We start from the raw sequence: 19,768 nt of genomic DNA, 5'->3' as shown, positions 1-19,768 counted from the left end.
AGGATCACTCGGAAGTGGGCTTGCCGCCTCGATGCTCTTGTTACTATCTGGAATCAACCAACAACTGACTGTAGTAGGCGGTCGGTGAACGGTGAGGGGGATGACGATGAGCACTGCCCACGCGGCAGCCACAGGTGGCGAGCACTCCGCCCCTCCGATCAGCACGGTCGCGGGGACCGGGGTCGCGGGGTTCAAAGGGGACAACGAGCCTGCGGTTAAGGCTGAGTTGAACCGTCCGTACGGAATCGCGGTGGACAGTGCCGGCACCCTCTACGTCTCCGATCACAGCAACCACCGGGTTCGGAAGGTCACGACTGACGGGAAGATCAGCACAATCGCGGGGACCGGGGTCGCGGGATTCAGCGGGGACAATGGCCCCGCTGTCTCGGCCCAGTTGAACGGCCCGCGTGAGGTGGCGGTGGATGGCGCAGGCGCCGTCTACATCGCCGATGCCAGCAGCCACCGGATCCGGAAGATCGCGACCGACGGAAAGATCAGCACTATCGCCGGCACGGGCACCGCGGGGTTCAGTGGTGACGGCGGCCTCGCCACCGCCGCCTGGTTGAACACCCCGTTGGGGGTGGCGTTGGACAGCGCCGGCATCCTCTACATCGCCGACTACGGCAACCACCGGATTCGGAAGATCTCGACCGATGGGAAGATCAGCACGGTCGCGGGGACCGGGTCCGGGGGCTTCGCGGGAGACGGCGGCCCAGCGCTTTCCGCCCAGCTGAACTACCCGTACGGAGTGACGATTGATGGCGCGGGCGACCTCTACATCGCCGACCACAACAACCATCGGGTCCGGAAGGTCGCGGCGGACGGGAAGATCAGCACCCTCGCCGGCACGGGCACCGCAGGCTTCAGCGGCGATGACGGCCTCGCCACCGCCGCCCGGTTGAACACTCCGTTGGGGGTGGCGGTGGACAGCACCGGCGACCTCTACATCGCCGACTACAACAACCACCGGGTCCGGAAGGTCGCGGCGGACGGGAAGATCAGCACGGTCGCCGGCACGGGCAGCGCGGGCTTCGGCGGTGACGGCGGCCCGGCCGCTTCGGCCCAGCTGAACTACCCGCTCGGGCTCGCTGTGGACTGCGTCGACACCCTCTATATCGCCGACTACGTCAACAACCGGGTTCGGAGGGTCGCGTCGGCGAAGATGGCCGGGCGGCCCGAATCGGGCACGGTGGTCTCCTGGGCCAACGTCCGGAGCAGGCTGCGGATGGGGGTCCTGCGCGAGTCCACCAAGGACGGGGCCGAGATCCATCAGTTGCTCGCCACCTCCAGGGACCACCAGCGGTGGCGGCTGGTCGCGGCGGGCCAGGACAACGGCGACGTCCTGTACAGGATCGAGAACGTGCGCAGCGGCAAGGTCCTGGAGGTCGTCGGAGCGCAGGAGGCGGCCGGGGCGGTGGTCGCGCAGCGCGCCTACGAGGGTGGTGACGCACGCCACCAGCAGTGGAGGCTGATCCCGGTGGGCTCGGTGACCGACACCCCGCGGGTGTACGAGATCGCGAACCGGAACAGCGGTCTGCTCCTGCAAGTCGACACCAACGCCCGCACGGCGATCAAGCAGCACGGGGCGGAGGGCGACCACCGGGACCGGCAGTGGCAGCTGCTCCCCGTGTGACGGACGAAGGGTCAGGGGCGACCTCGCCCCTGACCCTTCGGAACTCGGGCCCTACTCGGAACGGGACGGTTTCTCGGCGGTCGCCTTGGATGCCTTGGGCGCCTCGGCCTTGGGCGCTTCGGGGGCCTTGGGGGCCTTGGTGTAATCGCTCTTCTTCGGCTTGTCCTCCAGGTCCTCGTTCCTCTGAAGGCCGCTGTGCCCCGTCACCGTCGCGCTCGACTCCTGCATGCCGGCGGCCGCCACCGTGGACACCGAGCCGGGATCCCGGGCGTACCGGGCCTGCGCACCGGCCGCCGCCTGGGTGGTCTGGATGAACGAGCCGAGGAAGCCCAGGACGGCCCGCGCTTCGGGCGACTGCTCCTGCACGACCTTCGCCCGGGAGGAGGCCCCGTGGATGGCGCTGTTGAACAGGCTCGTGCTCGTGTCGTCGTATGTGTCGTCGTCGGCGTCCTCGAAGTCGACGCCTGCCCCCGGCTGCGGCTTGGCGCGGTCGGTGGTCACCGAGAAGAGTCCCGCGCCCTTGCCCGCGAAGCCGAAGATGTTGTCGAACACCATGGTCGTCACCCCTGGTCGTCGTCCGCCCGGTCAAGGCTGCTTGTGCAGCGCTCGTTGGCTGTCGGTCAGGCTCTCGCCGTCGAACATCGTGTGGTGGACCTCCAGGGCGGAGACGACCTCGGCCAGCCCCTTCATGCGGAAGCCGCCGCCCGCCAGGTCGAGGTCGCCGATGTCACGGGCGACCACCTGGTCGAGGCCGGGGTAGTCCCCGGGCTGCGGGGGAGACAGGACCGCCACCGGCACGTCGTACTTCACCGCGATCAACCCGGAGAAGGTCACCGGGATCTCGTAGCAGTACTGCTTGCGGGTACGCCGCTGCGTGGCGATGGTCTGCACGCGGGAGCTCGGCGGGACCTGTCCGGAGACCTGCGATCGCGAGGTCCAGCTGGTGGTCAGGGAGCCGCCGACGGAGGCCGTGATGCCCAGCATCAACTGCGCGTTGAGTGTCGCGGTGCCGGTGGCGCTGCCCGTGGTCGTGAACGCCACCGAGTTCGTCACCGAGTTCGTCGCGGAGTTCGTCATCGCGTTCCGCATGGCCATCTCGGTGGCGTTGGCATTGTCCACCCCGATGTTGTCCTTGCTGTTCTTGTTGGTCACCGTGTTCGTGTTCCTGTTCGCCACCTCGTTCTGGAGCTGTGTCTGAAGCTGCGTCTGGAGGTCCATCCGGAGCTGGTTCTGCAACTGCAACTGGAGCTGCGCGCTGACGCTGCCGCCGAAGGTGAGCTGGGCCGTTCCCTGGAGCGACCACGTGACCCCGTTCGACACCGTGAAATCGACCGAGTCGGTGAAGGTCATCGAGGACGCCTGGCTGCGGTTGACGTAGGCGCGCGAGGAGAACGTGTCGGGCGGGGGCTGGCTGATGTCGCACCGCTCCTCGATCAGCGGCTCCCCGAGATTCATGTAGGCGAGCCAGCCCAGCTGGAACGCGGTCCCGGGGAAAGAGCCGAAGCTGGACTTGTTCACGGAGAACCCGACGGGCTTGTGCCGCGCACCGTAGTCGTCGACGTAGACCAGGTTGGGGTGGTCCAGGATCGACTGCCAGGTCTGCTCGATGTTGAGTTCCCGCAGGTTCTTCTTCGTCAGCGGCTGGCGCTTGGCCCGGTCCAGGTTGTACGCGTTGGAAGACATTCCCCGCCCTCGACTAATCTGGCCGATTGTGCTCGGTGAAATGTAAACAAGAATCTTCGCGCGTTCCGAAAAGCGAAACTAGCATGGGCTCCGCCGTCTGGGAAGGTATCTCTGTATTATGTGCTCAATCGAGTGACAAGGCTCGGCTACTGCACCAACTCTCTTGAGTTAAAGGTAACTTGAGGCCTGACGGTTACTCGATCGATGGCTTTCGAAGTCGTATCGAGCGAATGCGGTTGAGTGTGCGGTAATGCCGCGCGAAAGGCCACTGCATTGAGCGTCCGGCCCATTGTTCTCCACGTTCAGGAGAGGTGAGGTTTCCGCGATGTACACCCAAGAACGCACGGCCATGTCGAATTTGGTGGTCGGCGGCCCGGTGGCAGTGAACAGCTATGACAACGCAATCGTGGCAGCGCTGGTCGAGAATCGTCCGGTCATGCTCGTCCACGCCTTCAACGGCGGCTACCTGCGGCCCGCCGAACTGAAGGAGGAGAGCCACGACAAGGGGGTCAAGCTGGCCACTGCGCTCGACCCGGCCACCAAGGACGCGCAGGGTCACCTCTGGCACATCACCCCCGCCGGCTTCTTCGGGCAGCGGCCGCTGTACTTCATCGAGAGCGCCGCGGGCCAGGTGTCGCCCGTACCCGCCGGTGCGGGAGGAGCCGACGCCGGGCGCGGCGACGACGGCGCGCCCAAGCCGCAGCGCAGGCGCGTCACCGTCCACCAGGAGGCCCCCAAGAGCACGGCCGACACCGTCCAGGTCGGCCTGCCCGACAAGGTGGGCGACAAGTGGCGGGGGAAGAACGGCGCGATCGAGGACACCCAGCTCTGGGTCGTCACGGTGACGCCATGGGGCGGGATCACCTTCGTGCCGATCACCCACCCCGACGCCATCCTCGGGTTCAAGGATCACGCGGTGGCGGCCGACAGCGAGGTGCGCCTCACCTACAACTGGGGCGGGGACTTCACCGGGACGGTCATCAACACGTTCTACCCACGGCTGCCCAACGAGTGGAGCGTGCCGTACCACCACGTCTTCACGTGATCCGCGGCCACCGCCGCACCCCACCCGTCCCGAGCCGACGCCCCAACCGTCTGGAAGAGGCACCACGATGCCCGTGCCCACGGAAGAAATGAAGCTGGAGATCGTCCACGCCGCCACGGGGAAGACCCTCGGTACCAAGGCCGCGCCGAGCGCGGACGGGGCGCTCGTCGTCCGCGACTTCCCCGATGGCGGCCCGAGCCCGGAGCGGTGGCAGCTCACCCCCGTGCCGGCCGCGCAGGACGGCCAGGCATATGTGATCCGCAACGCGGTCGGCGGCAAAGTGCTCGACAACCCCGCCGCCACGGACCGCGGCGTCCGCCAGTGGGACGCCGCCGCCGGCAAGAAGGGCCAGCAGTGGCACGTCGTCCCCGTCGAGGGCGAAGCGGGCCTCTACTTCATCGAGGGCGCGACCGACGGCGCCGTTCTCGACCTCGACGACCCCGGCGCGGACGACACCCGGGTCGTCCTGCGCGAGTACGACGAGGGTGCGGAAAGCCAGCGGTGGCGGTTCGTCCCGGCCGAGCCCGAGCGCATCAGCGACCCGGTGCTGCGCTGGGCACCACTGAGTCACTGGAACGGCCGCCGGTCCTGGCGGCTGGGCCGCTCGACCGCGCTGCGGCCGGTACCCGACGCGACGCCCTCCTTCAGCGACATGCTGCTGGTCCTCGAACGGTTCGGGAGCGACCAGGACGCCGGCGGGTGGAAGAGCGACGGGGCCAACCGCTCCTGCAGCGGGCAACCGGGCTGGTGGGCCGGGCTCGGTGCGCGGTTCCTCGCCGACACCACGGGAGCAGGGCGAATGGACATCGTCGGACTCAAACCCGCGAAGGGGGCTGTGACGTCGTCCAGCCGCGGCGACGGTACGTTCGACGGCGACGAGCGCGTCCTGCACCAGCCCGCGCCCTCCCCGAGTCCCGCGGACCTGTGGACCCTCGTGGACACGACGGGTGACGGCAAGCCCGACGTCGTCGTGCTTTCCGCCGACGGTGTCCGGGTGTCCTCTCAAGACGAGGCCGGGACGTTCGCGCCTGCGGGCGGCGAGCCGGTCCTCAAGGCGTTCGGACACGGCCGGCAGGCCGGCGGGTGGCTTGCGGACAAGCACCCCCGCTTCCTCGCCGACACCACCGGTGACGGCAGGCTCGACATCGTCGGCTGCCACGACGACGGCGTCCGGGTGGCACTCCAGGACGAGGAGGGAAAGTTCGCACCGATCGCCGACGAACCGGTCCTCCGGGCGTTCGGCCACGACGAGGACGCGGGTGGCTGGCTTGCGGACAAGCACCCCCGCTTCCTCGCCGACACCACCGGTGACGGCAGGCTCGACATCGTCGGCTGCCACGACGATGGTGTCTGGGTGTCACTCCAGGACGAGGAAGGCACCTTCGCCGACCCTCTGTACGTCCTTGACGACTTCGGGACCGAGCGAGGATGGAGCTCGGTCAAGGAGTACCCCCGGTTCCTGGTCAGGACCACCGATGGCGGAGCAGTGGACATCGTCGGGTTCGGCCCACAGGGCGTCGTCCTCTCACGCGGGAGCGGCGACGGCACGTTCGAGCCGTCGAAGCTCGTCCTGAACGACTTCGGGCTCGCCCAGGGGTGGACCAGCGGGAAGCACCTTCGCTTCCTCGCCGACGTCACCGGCGACGGCAACCCGGACATCGTCGGCTTCGGCGACGAGGGGGTCTGGGTGTCGCACAGCCGTGGCGACGGCCAGTTCGAGCAGGCCCAGCTGGTGTGCCGCGGGTTCGGGTACAACGAGGACGCGGGCGGCTGGCGGGTCGACCGCCACCCCCGCTTCCTCGCCGACATCACCGGTGACGGACGCGTCGACATCGTCGGCTTCGGCGGCCCCGGTGTGTACGTGGCCCGAAACCTCTTCCGCCGCTTCAGGACCCGATAACCCCCGGAGGGCCTCCACAGCCGCACCACGGCGACCGGCCATCGGCGTGCCGGAACCGGTCACCTACGGTGCTCGACGAGGGTGGCTGACACGCCCTAGTCCTGCGCGGGCGGGAGTTCGCCCGAGCCCCGGGCGATGAGCCGGGTCGCCAGTTCCACGCGGCGCGGGGCGTCCTCCGCCCCGTCCAGTCGGCGGAAGAGCAGCTCCGCCGCCGTGCGGCCGAGCCGCGCCGCGTCCTGGGCGATGACGGTGATGCCGGGGGAGAGGAGATCGGCGAGCTCGAGGTCGTCGAAGCCGACGAGGGCGACCGTGCGGGGCAGGCGGGATATGACGCGCACGGCGGTGAGGGTCACGCGGTTGTTGCCCGCGAACAGGGCGGTCACCGCGTGCGGACCGGTCAGCATGCGCTCCGCCTCCGCCCGTACGCGACCGGGTTCGGTGGGGCCCAGGGAGACCCACGCGTCGTCCACGGCCAGGCCCGCGGCGGCCATCGCGGCGCGGTAGCCGCGCAGCCGCTCGGCGGCGGTGTGGATGCGGGGCCGGTCGCCGATGAAGCCGATGCGGCGGTGGCCGTGGGCGATCAGATGGGCCACCCCCTCGCGGGCACCGCCGAAGCTGTCCGAGAGCACCGCGTCGGCCTCCAGCAGCCCGGCCGGGCGGTCGACGAACACCGTGGCGATGCCCGCCGCTATCTCGGGCTCCAGATAACGGTGGTCGTGGCCCGCCGGGATGACGACCAGTCCGTCGACGCGGCGGGCGCAGAAGGCCAGGGCCAGCTCCCGCTCCCGCTCGGGGTCCTCGGCGCTGGAGCCGTTGATGAGGAGCGCGCCGTGGGCGCGGGCCACCTCTTCGACGGCCCGGTTGAGCGGGGCGTAGAACGGGTCGGCGAGGTCCTCGAGGACCAGCCCGATGGAGGCGGTGCGGCCCTTGCGCAGGACGCGGGCGCTGTCGTTGCGGCGGAAGCCGAGGGCCGTGATCGCCTCCCGCACGCGCCGCTCGGTGTCCTCGGTGACGCCGGATTCGCCGTTCACCACGCGCGAGACGGTCTTCAGGCCCACTCCGGCACGGGCCGCGACGTCCTTCATCGTCGGGCGGCTGCCGTAACGGGGCCGGGGGACGGGGGCGGCGCCGTCGGCGCGGCGGGTGTCGGTCACGGGCGCTCGTCCTTTGCGCGGAGGGGCCTCTGATGCACGGAGGTGAGGTCGAGCATAGAGCCTGGACAACGTTGTCAGACCCGGGAAGACTGACGCCCTGACACCCCCCTTTGTCACCCCCCTTCGTCACCCCTCCACCCCCACCGGACCAGGAGCGAGCGTCACTGTGCACACCGTCCCCGGCGACCTCGTCGCCGCTCTCGACATCGGCGGCACCAAGATCGCCGGGGCGCTGGTCGACGGCGGGGGCCGGCTGCTGGTCCGTGCCCGGCGCGCCACCCCGGCGGGGGAGGACGGGGCGACGGTCATGGCCGCGGTGGCGGCCGTCCTCGGCGAACTGACCGCGTCCGCCGACTGGTCCCGGGTGCGGGCCGTGGGCATCGGCAGCGCGGGCCCCGTCGACGCCGCCGCCGGCACGGTCAGCCCCGTCAACGTCCCCGGCTGGCGCGCCTTTCCGCTGGTCGCCGAGGTGGCTGGGCGTACGGACGGGCTGCCGGTGGTGCTGGTCGGCGACGGCGTGGCGATGACCGCCGCCGAACACTGGCAGGGCGCGGCACGGGGACGGGCCAACGCCCTGTGCATGGTGGTCTCCACCGGTGTCGGCGGCGGACTCGTCCTCGACGGCCGGCTGCACACCGGACCCACCGGCAACGCCGGCCACATCGGGCACATCAGCGTCGACCTCGACGGCGACCCGTGCCCGTGCGGAGCCCGGGGCTGCGTGGAGCGCATCGCCAGCGGCCCCAACATCGCCCGCCGGGCGCGGGAAGCGGGCTGGCGCCCGGGCCCGGACGGCGACACCAGCGCGGCCGCCGTCGCCGCGGCCGCGCACGCCGGCGACGCGGTCGCGCTCGCCTCCTTCGCCCGCGCGGCCCAGGCGCTGGCGGCGGGCATCGCGGCGACCGCGGCACTCGTCGAGATCGAGGCGGCCGTCCTGGGCGGCGGGGTCGCGGGCGCCGGAGAGGTCCTCTTCGCCCCGCTGCGCCAACGCCTGCGCGACTACGCCACGTTGTCCTTCGCCTCCGGCATCGAGGTGCTGCCCGCCCGGCTCGGCCCCGACGCGGGCCTGGTCGGCGCGGCCGCCGCCGCGGCGCAGCACCTGGGGCTGTGGGGGACGGCCCGCGCCTGAGCCCTTCCCCCTCCCGGCCGCCCCCGGACAGGGCCCCATCCCGCTCGTACACGTTTCCGTGGCAAGGTGTTGCGGGCACTGTGTCCGGGGCACGTCACCGGGGCTACGGAGAAGGGGGAACCGTGATCGTCTGGCTGAACGGTGCGTTCAGTGGGGGTAAGACCAGTACGGCGAAGGAACTGGCCGAACTCATCCCGGGCAGCAACCTCTACGACCCCGAGATGACCGGCGGGATGCTGGGGTACCTGCTGCCGCCGAAGAGGATGAACGAGGTCGGCGACTACCAGGACCTGCCGATATGGCGGCGGATGGTCGTGGACACGGCCGCGGCGCTGCTCGCGGAGCTGGGCGGGGTGCTGATCGTGCCGATGACGCTGCTGCGCCAGGAGTACCGGGACGAGATCTTCGGGGCGCTCGCGGCGCGCCGGATCCCGGTGCGGCATGTGGTGCTGACCCCCGATGAAACGATCCTGCGGGGGCGTATCGACGGCCGGGTGGACTACCCGGACGACCCCGCGCGCAGCGAATCCATCCGGCAGTGGGCCCGCGACCACCTCGACCCCTACCTCGAGGCGCTGCCCTGGCTGCGCGACGACGCCCTCGCCGTCGACAACGGCCGCCTGACGCCGCGCGAGACCGCCGAGCGCATCGCCGAGGCCGTGCGCAACGGCACCGCGGGCTTCTGCCCGATCGTCCAGACCCCCGAGCCGACGGCCCAGACCCTCGCCTCGGGCGTGCTGCTCTTCGACGAGCACGACCGGGTGCTCCTCGTCGACCCCACCTACAAGCCCGGCTGGGAGTTCCCCGGCGGCGTCGTCGAGCCCGGCGAGGCGCCCGCCCGCGCGGGGATGCGCGAGGTCGCCGAGGAGCTCGGCATCGAACTCACCGCCGTGCCGAAGCTGCTGGTCGTCGACTGGGAGCCGCCGAAACCACCCGGCTTCGGCGGACTGCGCTTCCTCTTCGACGGCGGACGGCTGACCTCGGCCGACGCCCACCGGCTGCTGCTGCCCGGCTCGGAGCTGCGCGGCTGGCGGTTCGTCACCGAGGACGAGGCGGCCACGATGCTGCCGCCGGTACGGCTCAGCAGGCTGCGGTGGGCGCTGCGCGCCCGTGAACAGGGGCGCCCGCTCAACCTCGAGGCGGGGGTTCCCGTGGGGTGACCCGCGGGAACCCCGGCACCGCGATGCGCGCCGCCGAGTACCAGCGCTTGCTCTCCGCGTAGCGGGTGGGCTAGCGCTTGCTCTCCGCGTAGCGGGTGAGGAAGACGGCCTCGGCCAGGGACAGCCGCTCCAGCTCCTCGGGGGAGACGCTCTCGTTCACCGCGTGGATCTGGGCCTCCGGCTCGCTCAGGCCGATCAGCAGGATCTCGGTGTCGGGGTAGAGCTCGGCCAGCGTGTTGCACAGCGGGATCGAGCCGCCCATGCCGGCCGTCTGCATCTCCTCGCCCGGGTAGGCGATCCGCATCGCCGCGGCCATCGACGCGTACGCCGGGCTGGAGGTGTCCGCGCGGAACGGCTGGCCCTGGCCGACCTGCTCGAGCCTGACGCGGGCGTTCCAGGGGGTGGCCTTCTCCAGGTGCGCGTTCAGCAGCTTCGTCGCCTCGGCGGCGTCCACGCCCGGCGGGACCCGCAGGCTGATCAGCGCCCGCGCGCTCGCGTGCACGGACGGCGTGGCGCCGACGACCGGCGGGCAGTCGATGCCGAGCACCGTGACGGCCGGACGGGCCCACAGGCGGTCGGCCACCGTGCCCGAGCCGATGAGGCCGACGCCGTCGAGGACCTTCGCGTCCTTGCGGAAGTCCTCCTCGGGGTACTGCAGACCCTCCCAGACGCCGTCGGACTCCAGGCCGTCCACGGTCGTCGAGCCGTCCGCGGCGCGCAGCGAGTCCAGGGCGCGGATGAGCGCGGCCAGCGCGTCCGGCGCGGCGCCGCCGAACATGCCCGAGTGCAGATTGCCCTCCAGCGTGTCCACCGTGACCCGGACCAGGGTCATGCCGCGCAGCGTCGCCGTCACGGTCGGCAGCCCCAGCCGGAAGTTGCCGGCGTCGCCGATGACGATCGCGTCGGCCGTCAGCAGCTCGGGGTGTGCCTCGGCGTACTCCTGGAGGCCGCCGGTGCCCTGCTCCTCCGAGCCCTCCACGATCACCTTGACGTTGACCGGGACGCCGCCGTGCTCCTTGAGCGCCCGCAGGGCGGTCAGGTGCATGATCACGCCGCCCTTGCAGTCGGCGGCGCCCCGCCCGTACCAGCGGCCGTCGCGCTCGGTCAGCTCGAACGGCGGCGAGAGCCAGGCGTCCTCGCCCAGGGTGGGCTGCACGTCGTAGTGCGCGTACAGCAGCACGGTGGGGGCGCCGGCCGGGCCCGGCAGATAGCCGTACACCGACTGGGTGCCGTCGGGGGTGTCGAGGAGGGCCACATCCTCGAAGCCCTCCGCGCGCAGCGCGTCGGCCACCCAGTTCGCGGCGCCCTCGCACTCGCTCTTCGGGAACTGTGCCTCGTCCGCGACCGACTTGAAGGCGACCAGCTCGGCCAGTTCGGTCCTGGCGCGGGACTGCAGCGAGGCGACGGTCGTCGCGAGCGCGGCCGGGTCCGGCTGACGGATCGAGGACGTGTCCATGGAACGCTCCTTGTGGGCGCGGCGTTATGTCCGTACGTACGGGCGATTGCGGTACCGATCCTGTCATGACCTGACTCCGGATCCACCTGGTGGTCCGCACGTGGTCTGCACTTGGTTCGCGCGATGGTTCGCGTGGTGGTCCGCATGCGGTCCGTGTGGTGGTCCGCGCGTGGTCCGCACGTGGTTCCCCCGGGCGGTGCGCCGGACGGCGGGCCTTAGGATGCGGCGATAGCGGTAGCCGGTGATCGAGCGGGGAGTGGAAGCACAGGTGAGCAGCGACAACGCAGCCCGGGAAGCGGGCCGGGACGCAGCCGGGGACAGCGAGCGGGTCTGGGACGTCGTGGTGGTGGGCGCCGGGCCGGCCGGCGCCTCGGCCGCCTATGCGGCGGCCTCCTCGGGCCGCCGGGTGCTGCTCCTGGAGAAGGCCGAGCTACCGCGCTACAAGACCTGCGGAGGCGGCATCATCGGCCCCTCGCGCGACGCGCTGCCGCCGGGCTTCGAACTGCCCCTGCGCGACCGTGTGCACGCCGTGACCTTCTCCCTCAACGGGAAGCTCACCCGCACCCGGCGCTCCAAGCGGATGCTCTTCGGGCTCATCAACCGGCCCGAGTTCGACGCCGGCCTCGTCGAGGTCGCCAAGGCCGCCGGCGCCGAGGTGCGCACCGGCGTGTCGGTCTCCCGCGTCGAGCAGCACGGGCCGTCCGTGCCCGACCGGCGCACCGTGGCCGTCGTCCTGGGCGACGGCAGCACGGTGCACGCCCGCGCCGTCGTCGGCGCGGACGGCAGCGCCGGGCGCATCGGGGCACACGTCGGAGTGAAGCTCGAGCAGGTGGATCTCGGCCTGGAGGCCGAGATCCCGGTGCCCGCCACCGTCGCCGAGGACTGGGCCGGGCGGGTCCACCTCGACTGGGGCCCCATTCCCGGCAGTTACGGCTGGGTCTTCCCCAAGGGCGACACCCTGACCGTCGGTGTGATCTCGGCGCGCGGCGAGGGCTCCGCCACGAAGCGGTACCTGGAGGACTTCATCGCCCGGCTGGGGCTGGCGGGCTTCGAGCCGAGCATCTCCTCCGGCCACCTGACGCGTTGCCGCTCCGACGACTCGCCTCTCTCCCGCGGTCGTGTCATCGTCTGCGGCGACGCGGCGGGTCTGCTGGAGCCCTGGACCCGCGAGGGCATCTCCTTCGCCCTGCGCTCGGGGCGCCTGGCGGGGGAGTGGGCCGTACGGATCGCCGAGGCGCAGGACGCGGTCGACGCGCGCCGCCAGGCCCTGAACTACGCCTTCGCCATCAAGGCGGGGCTCGGCGTGGAGATGGGCGTCGGACGTCGCATGCTGACGCTTTTCGAGCGGCGCCCCGGCCTGATACACGCCGCGGTCACCGGCTTCCGGCCGGCCTGGCGGGCCTTCGCCAGGATCACCCGGGGCTCGACCACGCTCGCCGAGATCGTCCGCACCCATCCGTTGGCTCGGCGCACGCTCTCGGCCATGGATCGGGGCTGAGCCGGGTCCCCGTCGGTGCGGTCGTCCCTGCCGGGCGGGGGCGGGGCGGGGAGGGCCCTTCTGGGGCTGCATTATTTACGGCCCGTTGCCCGGTGTTTCTTGTGTTGCCCCGCACTTGGGCCGCAAATAACGCTTTACGCCCCTGCCAGGGCCCTCCCCGCCCCGCCCCCTCACGCCGGATTCGGGCAGGGGGCTGGGGTCGGAGTCGGTGGGTCAGAACAGGGCCTCCGGGGTGGGGGGCGGGTCGGGTATTCGTAGCGTGGTTGTCCTGGCTGTTGTCGGTGCGTCCGGCGCGGCCGCCGTCAGCGTCCATCCCGCCAGTTGGCGTGCGTCTATCAACAGTGGTCGTGCGTCCGTCGCGTCGAGGTATACGTCCGGACCCGCCACAGCCGTCACCCGGCCCGCCACCGTGCGTCCGGCCTCCGGCTCCACCAGGCCATGACCCGGCCGTATCCCGTCCAGGTGGAACGCCTCGTCGTGGTGCACCGGCGCGAAGTCCCGTACGGCCAGCGACTCCGGCAGGCCCGCCAGTCCCCGCGCCCGTTCGTGCAGCTCCGCCAGCTCGGCCACCCGGCTCTCCTGCGGGGGTGCGGGGACGCGGGCGATCCGCTTGGCCGCGTACGGGAAGCGGTCGGGCACTGCCAGGGCCGTGCCCAGCACCGCCTCCGCGCGGCGCGCCGCCATCAGGGGGCCGCGCCCGAGCAGGGCGTAGGACAGCGCGGCCTGCTCCAGCAGCCGCACGCCTTCCCGCTCCGCGGCCGTGATGCCGACCTTGACCAGGCCGGGGCCGAACCACGCCAGGTACACGTCGTACGGGCGCGGATCGTCGGCGATGGTGTCGGCCGCCACCGAGTGCGCGCGGTCCAGCCGGGCGCACTCCGCGCACTGCGCGGACACGGCGCTGTCCGGCACCTCCGCCCGATCCGGGCAGGGGGTGTGTTTGCTGTTTCTGCGCACTCCTACGCAGCGCCGTTGTTCACCCGTGGTGAACGCCAGCGTCCGTCCTTGCGGCAACGCCGACAGCCGCTCGCCGTGGACGGGATGCCGCCACACCAGCGCCGGGCCCTGGGTGCTCCATCGCAGTCCGGCGCACTGCCACAGTCCGCTCTCCGCGCTCATGCCCGCACCCCTTCCGTCTGCCGGTGTGTTCATGGTGGCAGCGACCACTGACAACGCCGTCACCCCCGCGTCGGTACTCCCGCCCGCCGGGTCGCGTACGCGATCAGCGCCGCCATGGCCGACAGGGCGGCCACCGTGGTCAGGGCCACCGGCAGGGAGAACCAGTCCGCCAGGAAGCCGATGGCCGGCGGGCCCAGCAGCATGCCGCCGTAGCCGAACGTGGAGGCGGCGGCGACCCCCGCCGGGCCCGCCAGTTCACCCGCCCGGCCGATGGCCACGGGGAAGATATTGGCCAACCCCAGGCCGGTGACGGCGAAGCCGGCGAACGCCACCCACACCGTCGGCGCCAGCGAACCGATCAGCATGCCCAGGGCCGCCGTCGCACCGCCCGCGACCAGCACTCTCGTCTGGCCCAGGCGTTCTAGGAGCGCCGTGCCGGACAGCCGGCCGACGGTCATGGCGAGCGCGAAGGCGGAGTAGCCGACGGCCGCGAGGCCCGGGCGGGCGGAGAGGTCCTGTTCGAGGTGGAGTGCGCCCCAGTCGGCGAGGGCGCCCTCGCCGTACGCCGTGCACAGGGCGATCACGCCGAACACGGCGATCAGTCGGCGCTCCCGGCCGGTGGTGCGCCCGCCGGTCGTCTCCGGCGCGGCCCCGGTGCGCGGTGCGCGGCCGGGCGCGGGGTGGGCGAGGAGGGCCCGGCCCGCCGCCGCGGCGACGACGAGTCCGATCGCGGTCAGGAGCAGCAGGTGGCGCGTGGCCGAGAGGTGGCCGGCGAGGAGCCCGCCGAGCCCGGCGCCGAGCATCCCGCCCACGCTGAACGCGGCGTGGAAGCCGGGCATCACGGGCCTGCGCAGCGCCGCGACGAGGTCGACGGCCGCGCTGTTCATGGCGACGTTGATGCCGCCGTAGGCGGCGCCGAAGACGAGGAGGACCAGTCCGAGCGCGAGCGCGGAGTGGGTCAGCGGGGGCAGCGCGATGCCCAGGGACATCAGGAAGGCGGCGGCGACCGTGATCGGATGGCTGCCGAAGCGTTGGCACAGGCGGCCTGTCACCATCATGGTGGCGACGGCACCGGCCGACACGCCGAGCAGGGCCATGCCGAGGCCTCCGGCGGAGGCTCCGGTCTGCTCCTTGATCGCGGGGATGCGGACCACCCAGCCGGCGAAGAGGAAGCCGTCGAGGGCGAAGAAAAGGGTCAGGGCGGTACGGAGGCGGCTCAGAGCGAGGGTGTCCGAAACCGGACGTTGTCCCCGCAGAATGGCCGTCCGTATTTTGTTTAGCGTCGGCACAAAGTCAGAATAGGGGCGTGACCCAGACTCGGACAACACGTTTGGAGCGGGGCCGGGGCGCCCTCGGCCCGGCACTGGCGCTCGTACACACCGGTCGCGCGCCCACGCGCGCCGTGCTCACCGCCGAGCTCGGCGTGACCCGCGCGACCGCCGGCGCCGTGGCGGCCGAGCTGGAGGCGCTGGGACTGATCCAGGTCGACCCCCGCCCGGTGGCCCCCGCCGGTGCCCAGGGGCGGCCCTCGCACCGGCTCTCCATCGCGCCGAACGGCCCCGTCGTCCTCGCCGCACAGATCCACTTCGACGGCTTCCGTGCCGCCCTCGTCGGCCTCGGCGGCCGGGTGGTCGCCACCGCCCCCGGCTGCATGACGGTGCCCGCGGACCCCGCGCTCATCATCGACGCCGTCGTCGAGGCCGGGGCCGGGCTGCTGCGGGAGACCGGACGGCGCTGCCTGGGCGCGGGGCTCGCGGTGCCCTCGGCCGTCGCCGAGCCGGACGGTACGGCGCTCAATCCGCTGCACCTGTCCTGGCCCGCGGGCGCTCCCGTGCACGAGCTGTTCGCCGAGGCCCTCGCCAAGTCCGCGGTCCTGGGCCCCGGAGGCGCCCTGGTCACCGGGGTCGCCGGCAACGACGTCAACCTCGCCGCCCTCGCCGAGCACCGGCATGGCGCGGGCCGTGGCGCCCGCCACCTGCTGTGCGTGGCCACCGGCCACCGCGGCGTCGGCGGCGCGCTCGTCGTCGACGGCCGCCTGCACACCGGCAGTTCCGGCCTTGCCCTGGAGGTCGGCCACCTCACCGTCAACCCGGCGGGCCTGCCCTGCCACTGCGGCAGCCGCGGCTGCCTCGACGTCGAGACCGACCCGCTGGCCTTCCTCACCGCCGCCGGCCGTGAACCCGGACCGGCCGTGTCGCTGCTCCAGCAATCCCGCGACCTGCTCCGTTCGGAGTACGCGGATCCGGCCGTCCGGGGCGCCGCCGGGACTCTCATCGACCGGCTGGGCCTGGGCCTGGCGGGGCTGGTCAACATCCTCAACCCGGACCGCATCGTCCTGGGAGGGCTGCACCGCGAGCTGCTCGAGGCCGACCCCGAGCGGCTGCGCGCGGTCGTCGCCGACCGCAGTCTGTGGGGGCGCAGCGGAAGCGTTCCCATCCTGTCCGGCACCCTCGACTTCAACAGCCTCATCGGTGCCGCGGAGGCGGCCTGGCAGCCGGTCCTGGACGATCCGCTGGGGGCCCTCGGCTGAGCCGGGACCCATGGCCGAAGACCTGCGCGGCCGGGCCCTGCCGGGCCCGGCCGTCGTCCCTGCCCGCCGCAGGGTCAGCCGCCGACGGCGGACCTGGCGGGGGAGTGTGTGCGCAGCGCCGTCGGCCGCAGCCTGACGGGGGCACCACCCGCGAAGGCGGGTTCGTCGAGGGTCGCCAGGGAGAGCGCCGGCCGGTCGAACGCGAGCGCGCCCTCGGTGCTCCGCGCGACCTTGGGGGCGGGGGCCGGGGCGGTCTGCGGGACGGGAAGGGTGAACCAGACGACCTTTCCGCCGTCGTGGCTCTCCTTGACGCCCCAGCTCGAACTGACCGCGGCGACGAGGGCGAGGCCGCGGCCGTGGGTGCTGTCGGTCCCCACGTCACCGAGGGTCGGCAGCCGGGGATCGTGGTCGCGTACCGAGACCGTGAGCCGGTCCAGCATGAAGTCGATCTCGACCGTGCAGCGCTTGTCCGGCTCCGCGTGCTGGTGAACATTGGTCAGGAGCTCGGTGACGCCGAGCGCGGCAAGGTCGATGAGCGGATCGAGATGCCAGTAGCGCAACTGCGCAGATACGATTCTGCGGACCTGGCCGATCCGCGGCGGCAGAGCCTGGAGCTCCACGGTGCAGTGCTTGTTCACTCGGCTGATCACGGCTGCGACTCCCTGGAAGAAGTAGGGCTAGCCTGATTCAGATACGCGTGGCGATACGCGCGGATACGCGTGGCGATACGCGCCTTGTCCACCGGACCGGCGGCGCCCGGCCGCCCGCCCGGTCGGCGGAAACCGGCCCGATGCCACCACTGGCCCAGAGCGTGACCGCCGACAACCCTCAGTGATGCCGGTACGAATAAAGCGTCGACTCTCGCGGCGACCTTCGCAACTCCTGCACCCCTCAGTGCTTCGCCGTGCTTCCGTGCGCCGATCGCACGACCTCCAGGAAGCGGTTGACCGCGGCCGCTCCACCGTTCTCGGCGACGGCACCGGGGCCGGCGAGAGTGAGCACGTAGCGGTTGCCGTTCACCGTCGCCCGCGCCCGGTCACGGGCGGAGAACCACGGCTTGCTCGCCTGGACCGAGTCCACCGGCGCACTGTCGATCTCGCGGCCGTAGCTGGTCAGCAGCTCCAGCCTGCCGTCCTGGATCTTCACCTGTCCGGCCCGGGTGAGGGAGCGGCGGGAACGCTCGATCCGCACCCCTGTCGCGTTGAACTCCGGTTCTGCCACGGCGCACCGCCTCTCCGGCCGAATGGGCTCCTCTCGTGCGCAGTCTGCCCGCGAGCAGGCCCGGGCACCAGTGCACCTTTATGATCGAAACGCCCGAGTGATCCATATGAGCCCGTCCGGACCGTGTCCGGCGGCCACCGGAATCGTGAGGAGCGCCGCGTGAACGGCACAGCGCACCCGGGGGAGTCCGGCGCCGCGGGGCCGCCCGCGGACGGCCCCGCCGCCCCGACCCTCGACGTGGACCGCAGCGACCCGGCGTACCGGGCCTGGCTCAAGGAGGCGGTCCGCAAGGTCCAGGCCGACGCGAACCGCTCCGCCGACACCCACCTGCTGCGCTTCCCGCTGCCCCCGGAGTGGGGCATCGACCTCTACTTCAAGGACGAGTCCACCCACCCCACCGGCAGCCTCAAGCACCGCCTGGCCCGTTCGCTGTTCCTCTACGGCCTGTGCAACGGCTGGATCCGGCCCGAGGCGTCCGTCATCGAGGCGTCCAGCGGCTCCACGGCCGTCTCCGAGGCCTACTTCGCCAAGCTGATCGGCGTGCCCTTCATCGCCGTCATGCCGCGCACGACGAGCCGCGAGAAGTGCCGGCTGATCGAATTCCACGGCGGCCGGTGCCACTTCGTGGACGACCCCCGGGCGATGTACGAGGAGGCGGCCTCCCTCGCCCGGCGCTCCGGCGGCCACTACATCGACCAGTTCACCTACGCGGAGCGCGCCACCGACTGGCGCGGCAACAACAATATCGCCGAGTCGATCTACAGCCAGCTCCGGCTGGAGCGCTACCCCGAGCCGGCCTGGATCGTGGCCACCGCGGGCACCGGCGGCACCTCGGCGACCATCGCCCGCTACACCCGCTACATGCAGTACGACACGCGCGTGTGCGTCGCCGACCCGGAGAACTCCTGCTTCTTCGACGGCTGGCGCCACCGCGACCCGGCCGCGTGCAGCGAGAGGGGCTCGCGCATCGAGGGCATCGGCCGGCCGCGCATGGAACCCAGCTTCGTACCGGGCGCGATCGACCGGATGATGAAGGTCCCCGACGCCGCCAGCGTCGCGGCCGTACGCGCCCTCGAGCACGCCATCGGCCGCAAGGCGGGCGGCTCCACCGGCACCGGCCTGTGGAGCTCGCTGAAGATCGTCGCGGAGATGGTCAACGAAGGCCGTACGGGCAGCGTGGTCACCCTCATCTGCGACCCGGGCGAGCGCTACCTCGACAAGTACTACTCCGACGCCTGGCTGGCCGAACAGGGCCTGGACATCCAGCCCTACGCCATGACCATCAGCACCTTCCTCGCGACAGGCCACTGGTCCGGCTGACCCCGCGCCCGTCAGTCCGCAGGACGGCGCACCGGCGCCGGCTCCTCCGACGGATGGGCCACCACCAGCTCCGGCAACCGCTCGGCGATCTCCGCACGCACGGCCACCGGCAGCCCGGCATCCGTCACCAGCGCGTCGACATCCTCCAGCGCGGCGAACGAACTCAGGCCCACCGTCCCCCACTTGGTGTGGTCCGCCAGCACCACGACCCGGCGCGCCGAGCGCACGAAGTGCCGGTTCGTCTCGGCCTCCGCGAGATTGGGCGTCGACAGCCCAGCCTCCACGGATATGCCGTGCACCCCGAGGAACAGCACGTCGAAGTGCAGCGACCGGATCGCCGCGTCCGCCACCGGCCCGACCAGGGTGTCGGACGGCGTGCGCACCCCACCCGTCAGCACGACCGTCGCCGCCCCCGGCCTGGCCGCCGGGCCCGACGCCGTCATCGACCGCTGGGCGCTGTGGAACACATCGGCCACCCGCACCGAATTCGTGACGACCGTCAGATCCGGGATGTCCACCAGCTGATGCGCCAGGGCGAAGGCCGTCGTCCCGCCCGCCAGCGCTATCGCGCTGCCCCGCACGGCCATCCTCGCGGCCGCCCGCGCGATGTCCTCCTTGGCACTGAGCTCCAGCGCCGACTTCGCCTCGAAACCCGGCTCGTGCGTGGTCGCCTCGGCCACCGGAACCGCACCACCGTGCACCTTCTCCACGACCCCCTGACGCGCCAGCGCGTCCAGGTCGCGACGGACCGTCATGTCCGAGACCTTCAGGCGCCGCGTCAGCTCATTGACCCGCACCCCGCCGCGCCGCCTCACCTCGTCGAGGATCAGGGCACGTCGCTGCTCCGCCAGGAGGTTCTGGTTGTCGCTCACCCGGCCCGTCCCTTCAGGTCGGCCACCGCTCACCATGTGCGCACATCC

The 19,768-nt window shown here is 71.9% G+C and carries 17 protein-coding genes; 8 read left to right on the top strand and 9 right to left on the bottom strand.

Annotation, left to right across the window (positions count from 1 at the left end):
- The first annotated feature begins 106 nt into the window (after positions 1 to 106).
- A complete protein-coding gene (locus AB0G59_RS11310; RefSeq protein WP_360910325.1) occupies positions 107 to 1,633 on the top strand; it encodes an RICIN domain-containing protein in 1,527 nt (508 codons plus the stop codon).
- 51 nt (positions 1,634 to 1,684) lie between these two features.
- Here the strand turns inward: AB0G59_RS11310 and AB0G59_RS11305 are convergent, their stop codons facing one another.
- Together AB0G59_RS11305 and AB0G59_RS11300 are read right to left on the bottom strand one after the other, a co-directional pair.
- On the bottom strand, positions 1,685 to 2,188 hold the full coding sequence (locus AB0G59_RS11305; RefSeq protein ID WP_360910323.1) for a hypothetical protein: 504 nt from the start codon (positions 2,186 to 2,188) through the stop codon (positions 1,685 to 1,687).
- Positions 2,189 to 2,218: 30 nt separating this feature from the next.
- Entirely contained in the window at positions 2,219 to 3,316 is a 1,098-nt protein-coding gene (locus AB0G59_RS11300; protein ID WP_360910321.1) for a hypothetical protein, read from the bottom strand.
- 325 nt (positions 3,317 to 3,641) lie between these two features.
- On the opposite strand from AB0G59_RS11300, the gene AB0G59_RS11295 reads away from it, so the two are divergent.
- Positions 3,642 to 4,361 (top strand): hypothetical protein, encoded by a 720-nt coding sequence (locus AB0G59_RS11295; RefSeq protein WP_360910319.1) that lies wholly within the window; start codon positions 3,642 to 3,644, stop codon positions 4,359 to 4,361.
- 67 nt (positions 4,362 to 4,428) lie between these two features.
- Positions 4,429 to 6,261, top strand: a complete 1,833-nt coding sequence (locus tag AB0G59_RS11290; RefSeq protein WP_360910317.1) for an FG-GAP-like repeat-containing protein — start codon at positions 4,429 to 4,431, stop codon at positions 6,259 to 6,261.
- A gap of 95 nt (positions 6,262 to 6,356) precedes the next feature.
- On the opposite strand, the gene AB0G59_RS11285 is transcribed toward AB0G59_RS11290, so the two are convergent.
- On the bottom strand, positions 6,357 to 7,346 hold the full coding sequence (locus tag AB0G59_RS11285) for a LacI family DNA-binding transcriptional regulator (protein ID WP_360910490.1): 990 nt from the start codon (positions 7,344 to 7,346) through the stop codon (positions 6,357 to 6,359).
- 235 nt (positions 7,347 to 7,581) lie between these two features.
- Here AB0G59_RS11285 and AB0G59_RS11280 point away from each other — a divergent pair, with 235 nt between their 5' ends.
- Both AB0G59_RS11280 and AB0G59_RS11275 read left to right on the top strand, forming a co-directional pair.
- Positions 7,582 to 8,544 carry an ROK family protein gene (locus AB0G59_RS11280; protein ID WP_360910315.1) on the top strand — a complete coding sequence of 321 codons (963 nt, stop codon included), beginning with the start codon at positions 7,582 to 7,584 and terminating at the stop codon, positions 8,542 to 8,544.
- A 122-nt stretch (positions 8,545 to 8,666) separates the two neighbouring features.
- Positions 8,667 to 9,704, top strand: a complete 1,038-nt coding sequence (locus tag AB0G59_RS11275) for an NUDIX domain-containing protein (RefSeq protein ID WP_360910313.1) — start codon at positions 8,667 to 8,669, stop codon at positions 9,702 to 9,704.
- A gap of 70 nt (positions 9,705 to 9,774) precedes the next feature.
- On the opposite strand, the gene AB0G59_RS11270 is transcribed toward AB0G59_RS11275, so the two are convergent.
- Positions 9,775 to 11,160 carry a dipeptidase gene (locus AB0G59_RS11270; RefSeq protein ID WP_360910311.1) on the bottom strand — a complete coding sequence of 462 codons (1,386 nt, stop codon included), beginning with the start codon at positions 11,158 to 11,160 and terminating at the stop codon, positions 9,775 to 9,777.
- A gap of 268 nt (positions 11,161 to 11,428) precedes the next feature.
- Here AB0G59_RS11270 and AB0G59_RS11265 point away from each other — a divergent pair, with 268 nt between their 5' ends.
- Positions 11,429 to 12,658, top strand: coding sequence for a geranylgeranyl reductase family protein (locus tag AB0G59_RS11265; RefSeq protein ID WP_360910309.1), 1,230 nt, complete (start codon positions 11,429 to 11,431; stop codon positions 12,656 to 12,658).
- Positions 12,659 to 12,871: 213 nt separating this feature from the next.
- On the opposite strand, the gene AB0G59_RS11260 is transcribed toward AB0G59_RS11265, so the two are convergent.
- Entirely contained in the window at positions 12,872 to 13,777 is a 906-nt protein-coding gene (locus AB0G59_RS11260; protein WP_360910307.1) for a DUF2797 domain-containing protein, read from the bottom strand.
- Between the two features lie 59 nt (positions 13,778 to 13,836).
- Entirely contained in the window at positions 13,837 to 15,066 is a 1,230-nt protein-coding gene (locus tag AB0G59_RS11255) for an MFS transporter (RefSeq protein ID WP_360910305.1), read from the bottom strand.
- Positions 15,067 to 15,083: 17 nt separating this feature from the next.
- Here AB0G59_RS11255 and AB0G59_RS11250 point away from each other — a divergent pair, with 17 nt between their 5' ends.
- Positions 15,084 to 16,307: an ROK family protein gene (locus AB0G59_RS11250; RefSeq protein ID WP_360910303.1), complete on the top strand. Its 1,224-nt coding sequence runs from the start codon at positions 15,084 to 15,086 to the stop codon at positions 16,305 to 16,307.
- 74 nt (positions 16,308 to 16,381) lie between these two features.
- Here the strand turns inward: AB0G59_RS11250 and AB0G59_RS11245 are convergent, their stop codons facing one another.
- Together AB0G59_RS11245 and AB0G59_RS11240 are read right to left on the bottom strand one after the other, a co-directional pair.
- Positions 16,382 to 16,957 carry an ATP-binding protein gene (locus AB0G59_RS11245; protein WP_360910301.1) on the bottom strand — a complete coding sequence of 192 codons (576 nt, stop codon included), beginning with the start codon at positions 16,955 to 16,957 and terminating at the stop codon, positions 16,382 to 16,384.
- Positions 16,958 to 17,198: 241 nt separating this feature from the next.
- Positions 17,199 to 17,528 (bottom strand): hypothetical protein, encoded by a 330-nt coding sequence (locus tag AB0G59_RS11240; RefSeq protein ID WP_071963214.1) that lies wholly within the window; start codon positions 17,526 to 17,528, stop codon positions 17,199 to 17,201.
- A gap of 237 nt (positions 17,529 to 17,765) precedes the next feature.
- Here AB0G59_RS11240 and AB0G59_RS11235 point away from each other — a divergent pair, with 237 nt between their 5' ends.
- Positions 17,766 to 18,848: a PLP-dependent cysteine synthase family protein gene (locus tag AB0G59_RS11235; RefSeq protein WP_360910488.1), complete on the top strand. Its 1,083-nt coding sequence runs from the start codon at positions 17,766 to 17,768 to the stop codon at positions 18,846 to 18,848.
- Between the two features lie 11 nt (positions 18,849 to 18,859).
- Here AB0G59_RS11235 and AB0G59_RS11230 read toward each other — a convergent pair whose 3' ends face one another.
- On the bottom strand, positions 18,860 to 19,720 hold the full coding sequence (locus tag AB0G59_RS11230) for a DeoR/GlpR family DNA-binding transcription regulator (RefSeq protein ID WP_360910299.1): 861 nt from the start codon (positions 19,718 to 19,720) through the stop codon (positions 18,860 to 18,862).
- Between the last annotated feature and the right edge of the window lie 48 nt (positions 19,721 to 19,768).

It is taken from the genome of Streptomyces sp. NPDC021096 (genome assembly GCF_040641275.1).
Lineage (GTDB): Bacteria > Actinomycetota > Actinomycetes > Streptomycetales > Streptomycetaceae > Streptomyces.
This window is presented reverse-complemented; position numbering and strand designations above follow the sequence as displayed.

Bases quoted from the DNA above. Each gene is read 5' to 3' on its own strand.
- AB0G59_RS11310 (WP_360910325.1), top strand. From the start codon at position 107: ATGAGCACTGCCCACGCGGCAGCCACAGGTGGCGAGCACTCCGCCCCT.
- AB0G59_RS11260 (WP_360910307.1), bottom strand. From the start codon at position 13,777: ATGAGCGCGGAGAGCGGACTGTGGCAGTGCGCCGGACTGCGATGGAGC.
- AB0G59_RS11285 (WP_360910490.1), bottom strand. From the start codon at position 7,346: ATGAAGGACGTCGCGGCCCGTGCCGGAGTGGGCCTGAAGACCGTCTCG.
- AB0G59_RS11300 (WP_360910321.1), bottom strand. From the start codon at position 3,316: ATGTCTTCCAACGCGTACAACCTGGACCGGGCCAAGCGCCAGCCGCTG.
- AB0G59_RS11305 (WP_360910323.1), bottom strand. From the start codon at position 2,188: ATGGTGTTCGACAACATCTTCGGCTTCGCGGGCAAGGGCGCGGGACTC.
- AB0G59_RS11295 (WP_360910319.1), top strand. From the start codon at position 3,642: ATGTACACCCAAGAACGCACGGCCATGTCGAATTTGGTGGTCGGCGGC.
- AB0G59_RS11270 (WP_360910311.1), bottom strand. From the start codon at position 11,160: ATGGACACGTCCTCGATCCGTCAGCCGGACCCGGCCGCGCTCGCGACG.
- AB0G59_RS11290 (WP_360910317.1), top strand. From the start codon at position 4,429: ATGCCCGTGCCCACGGAAGAAATGAAGCTGGAGATCGTCCACGCCGCC.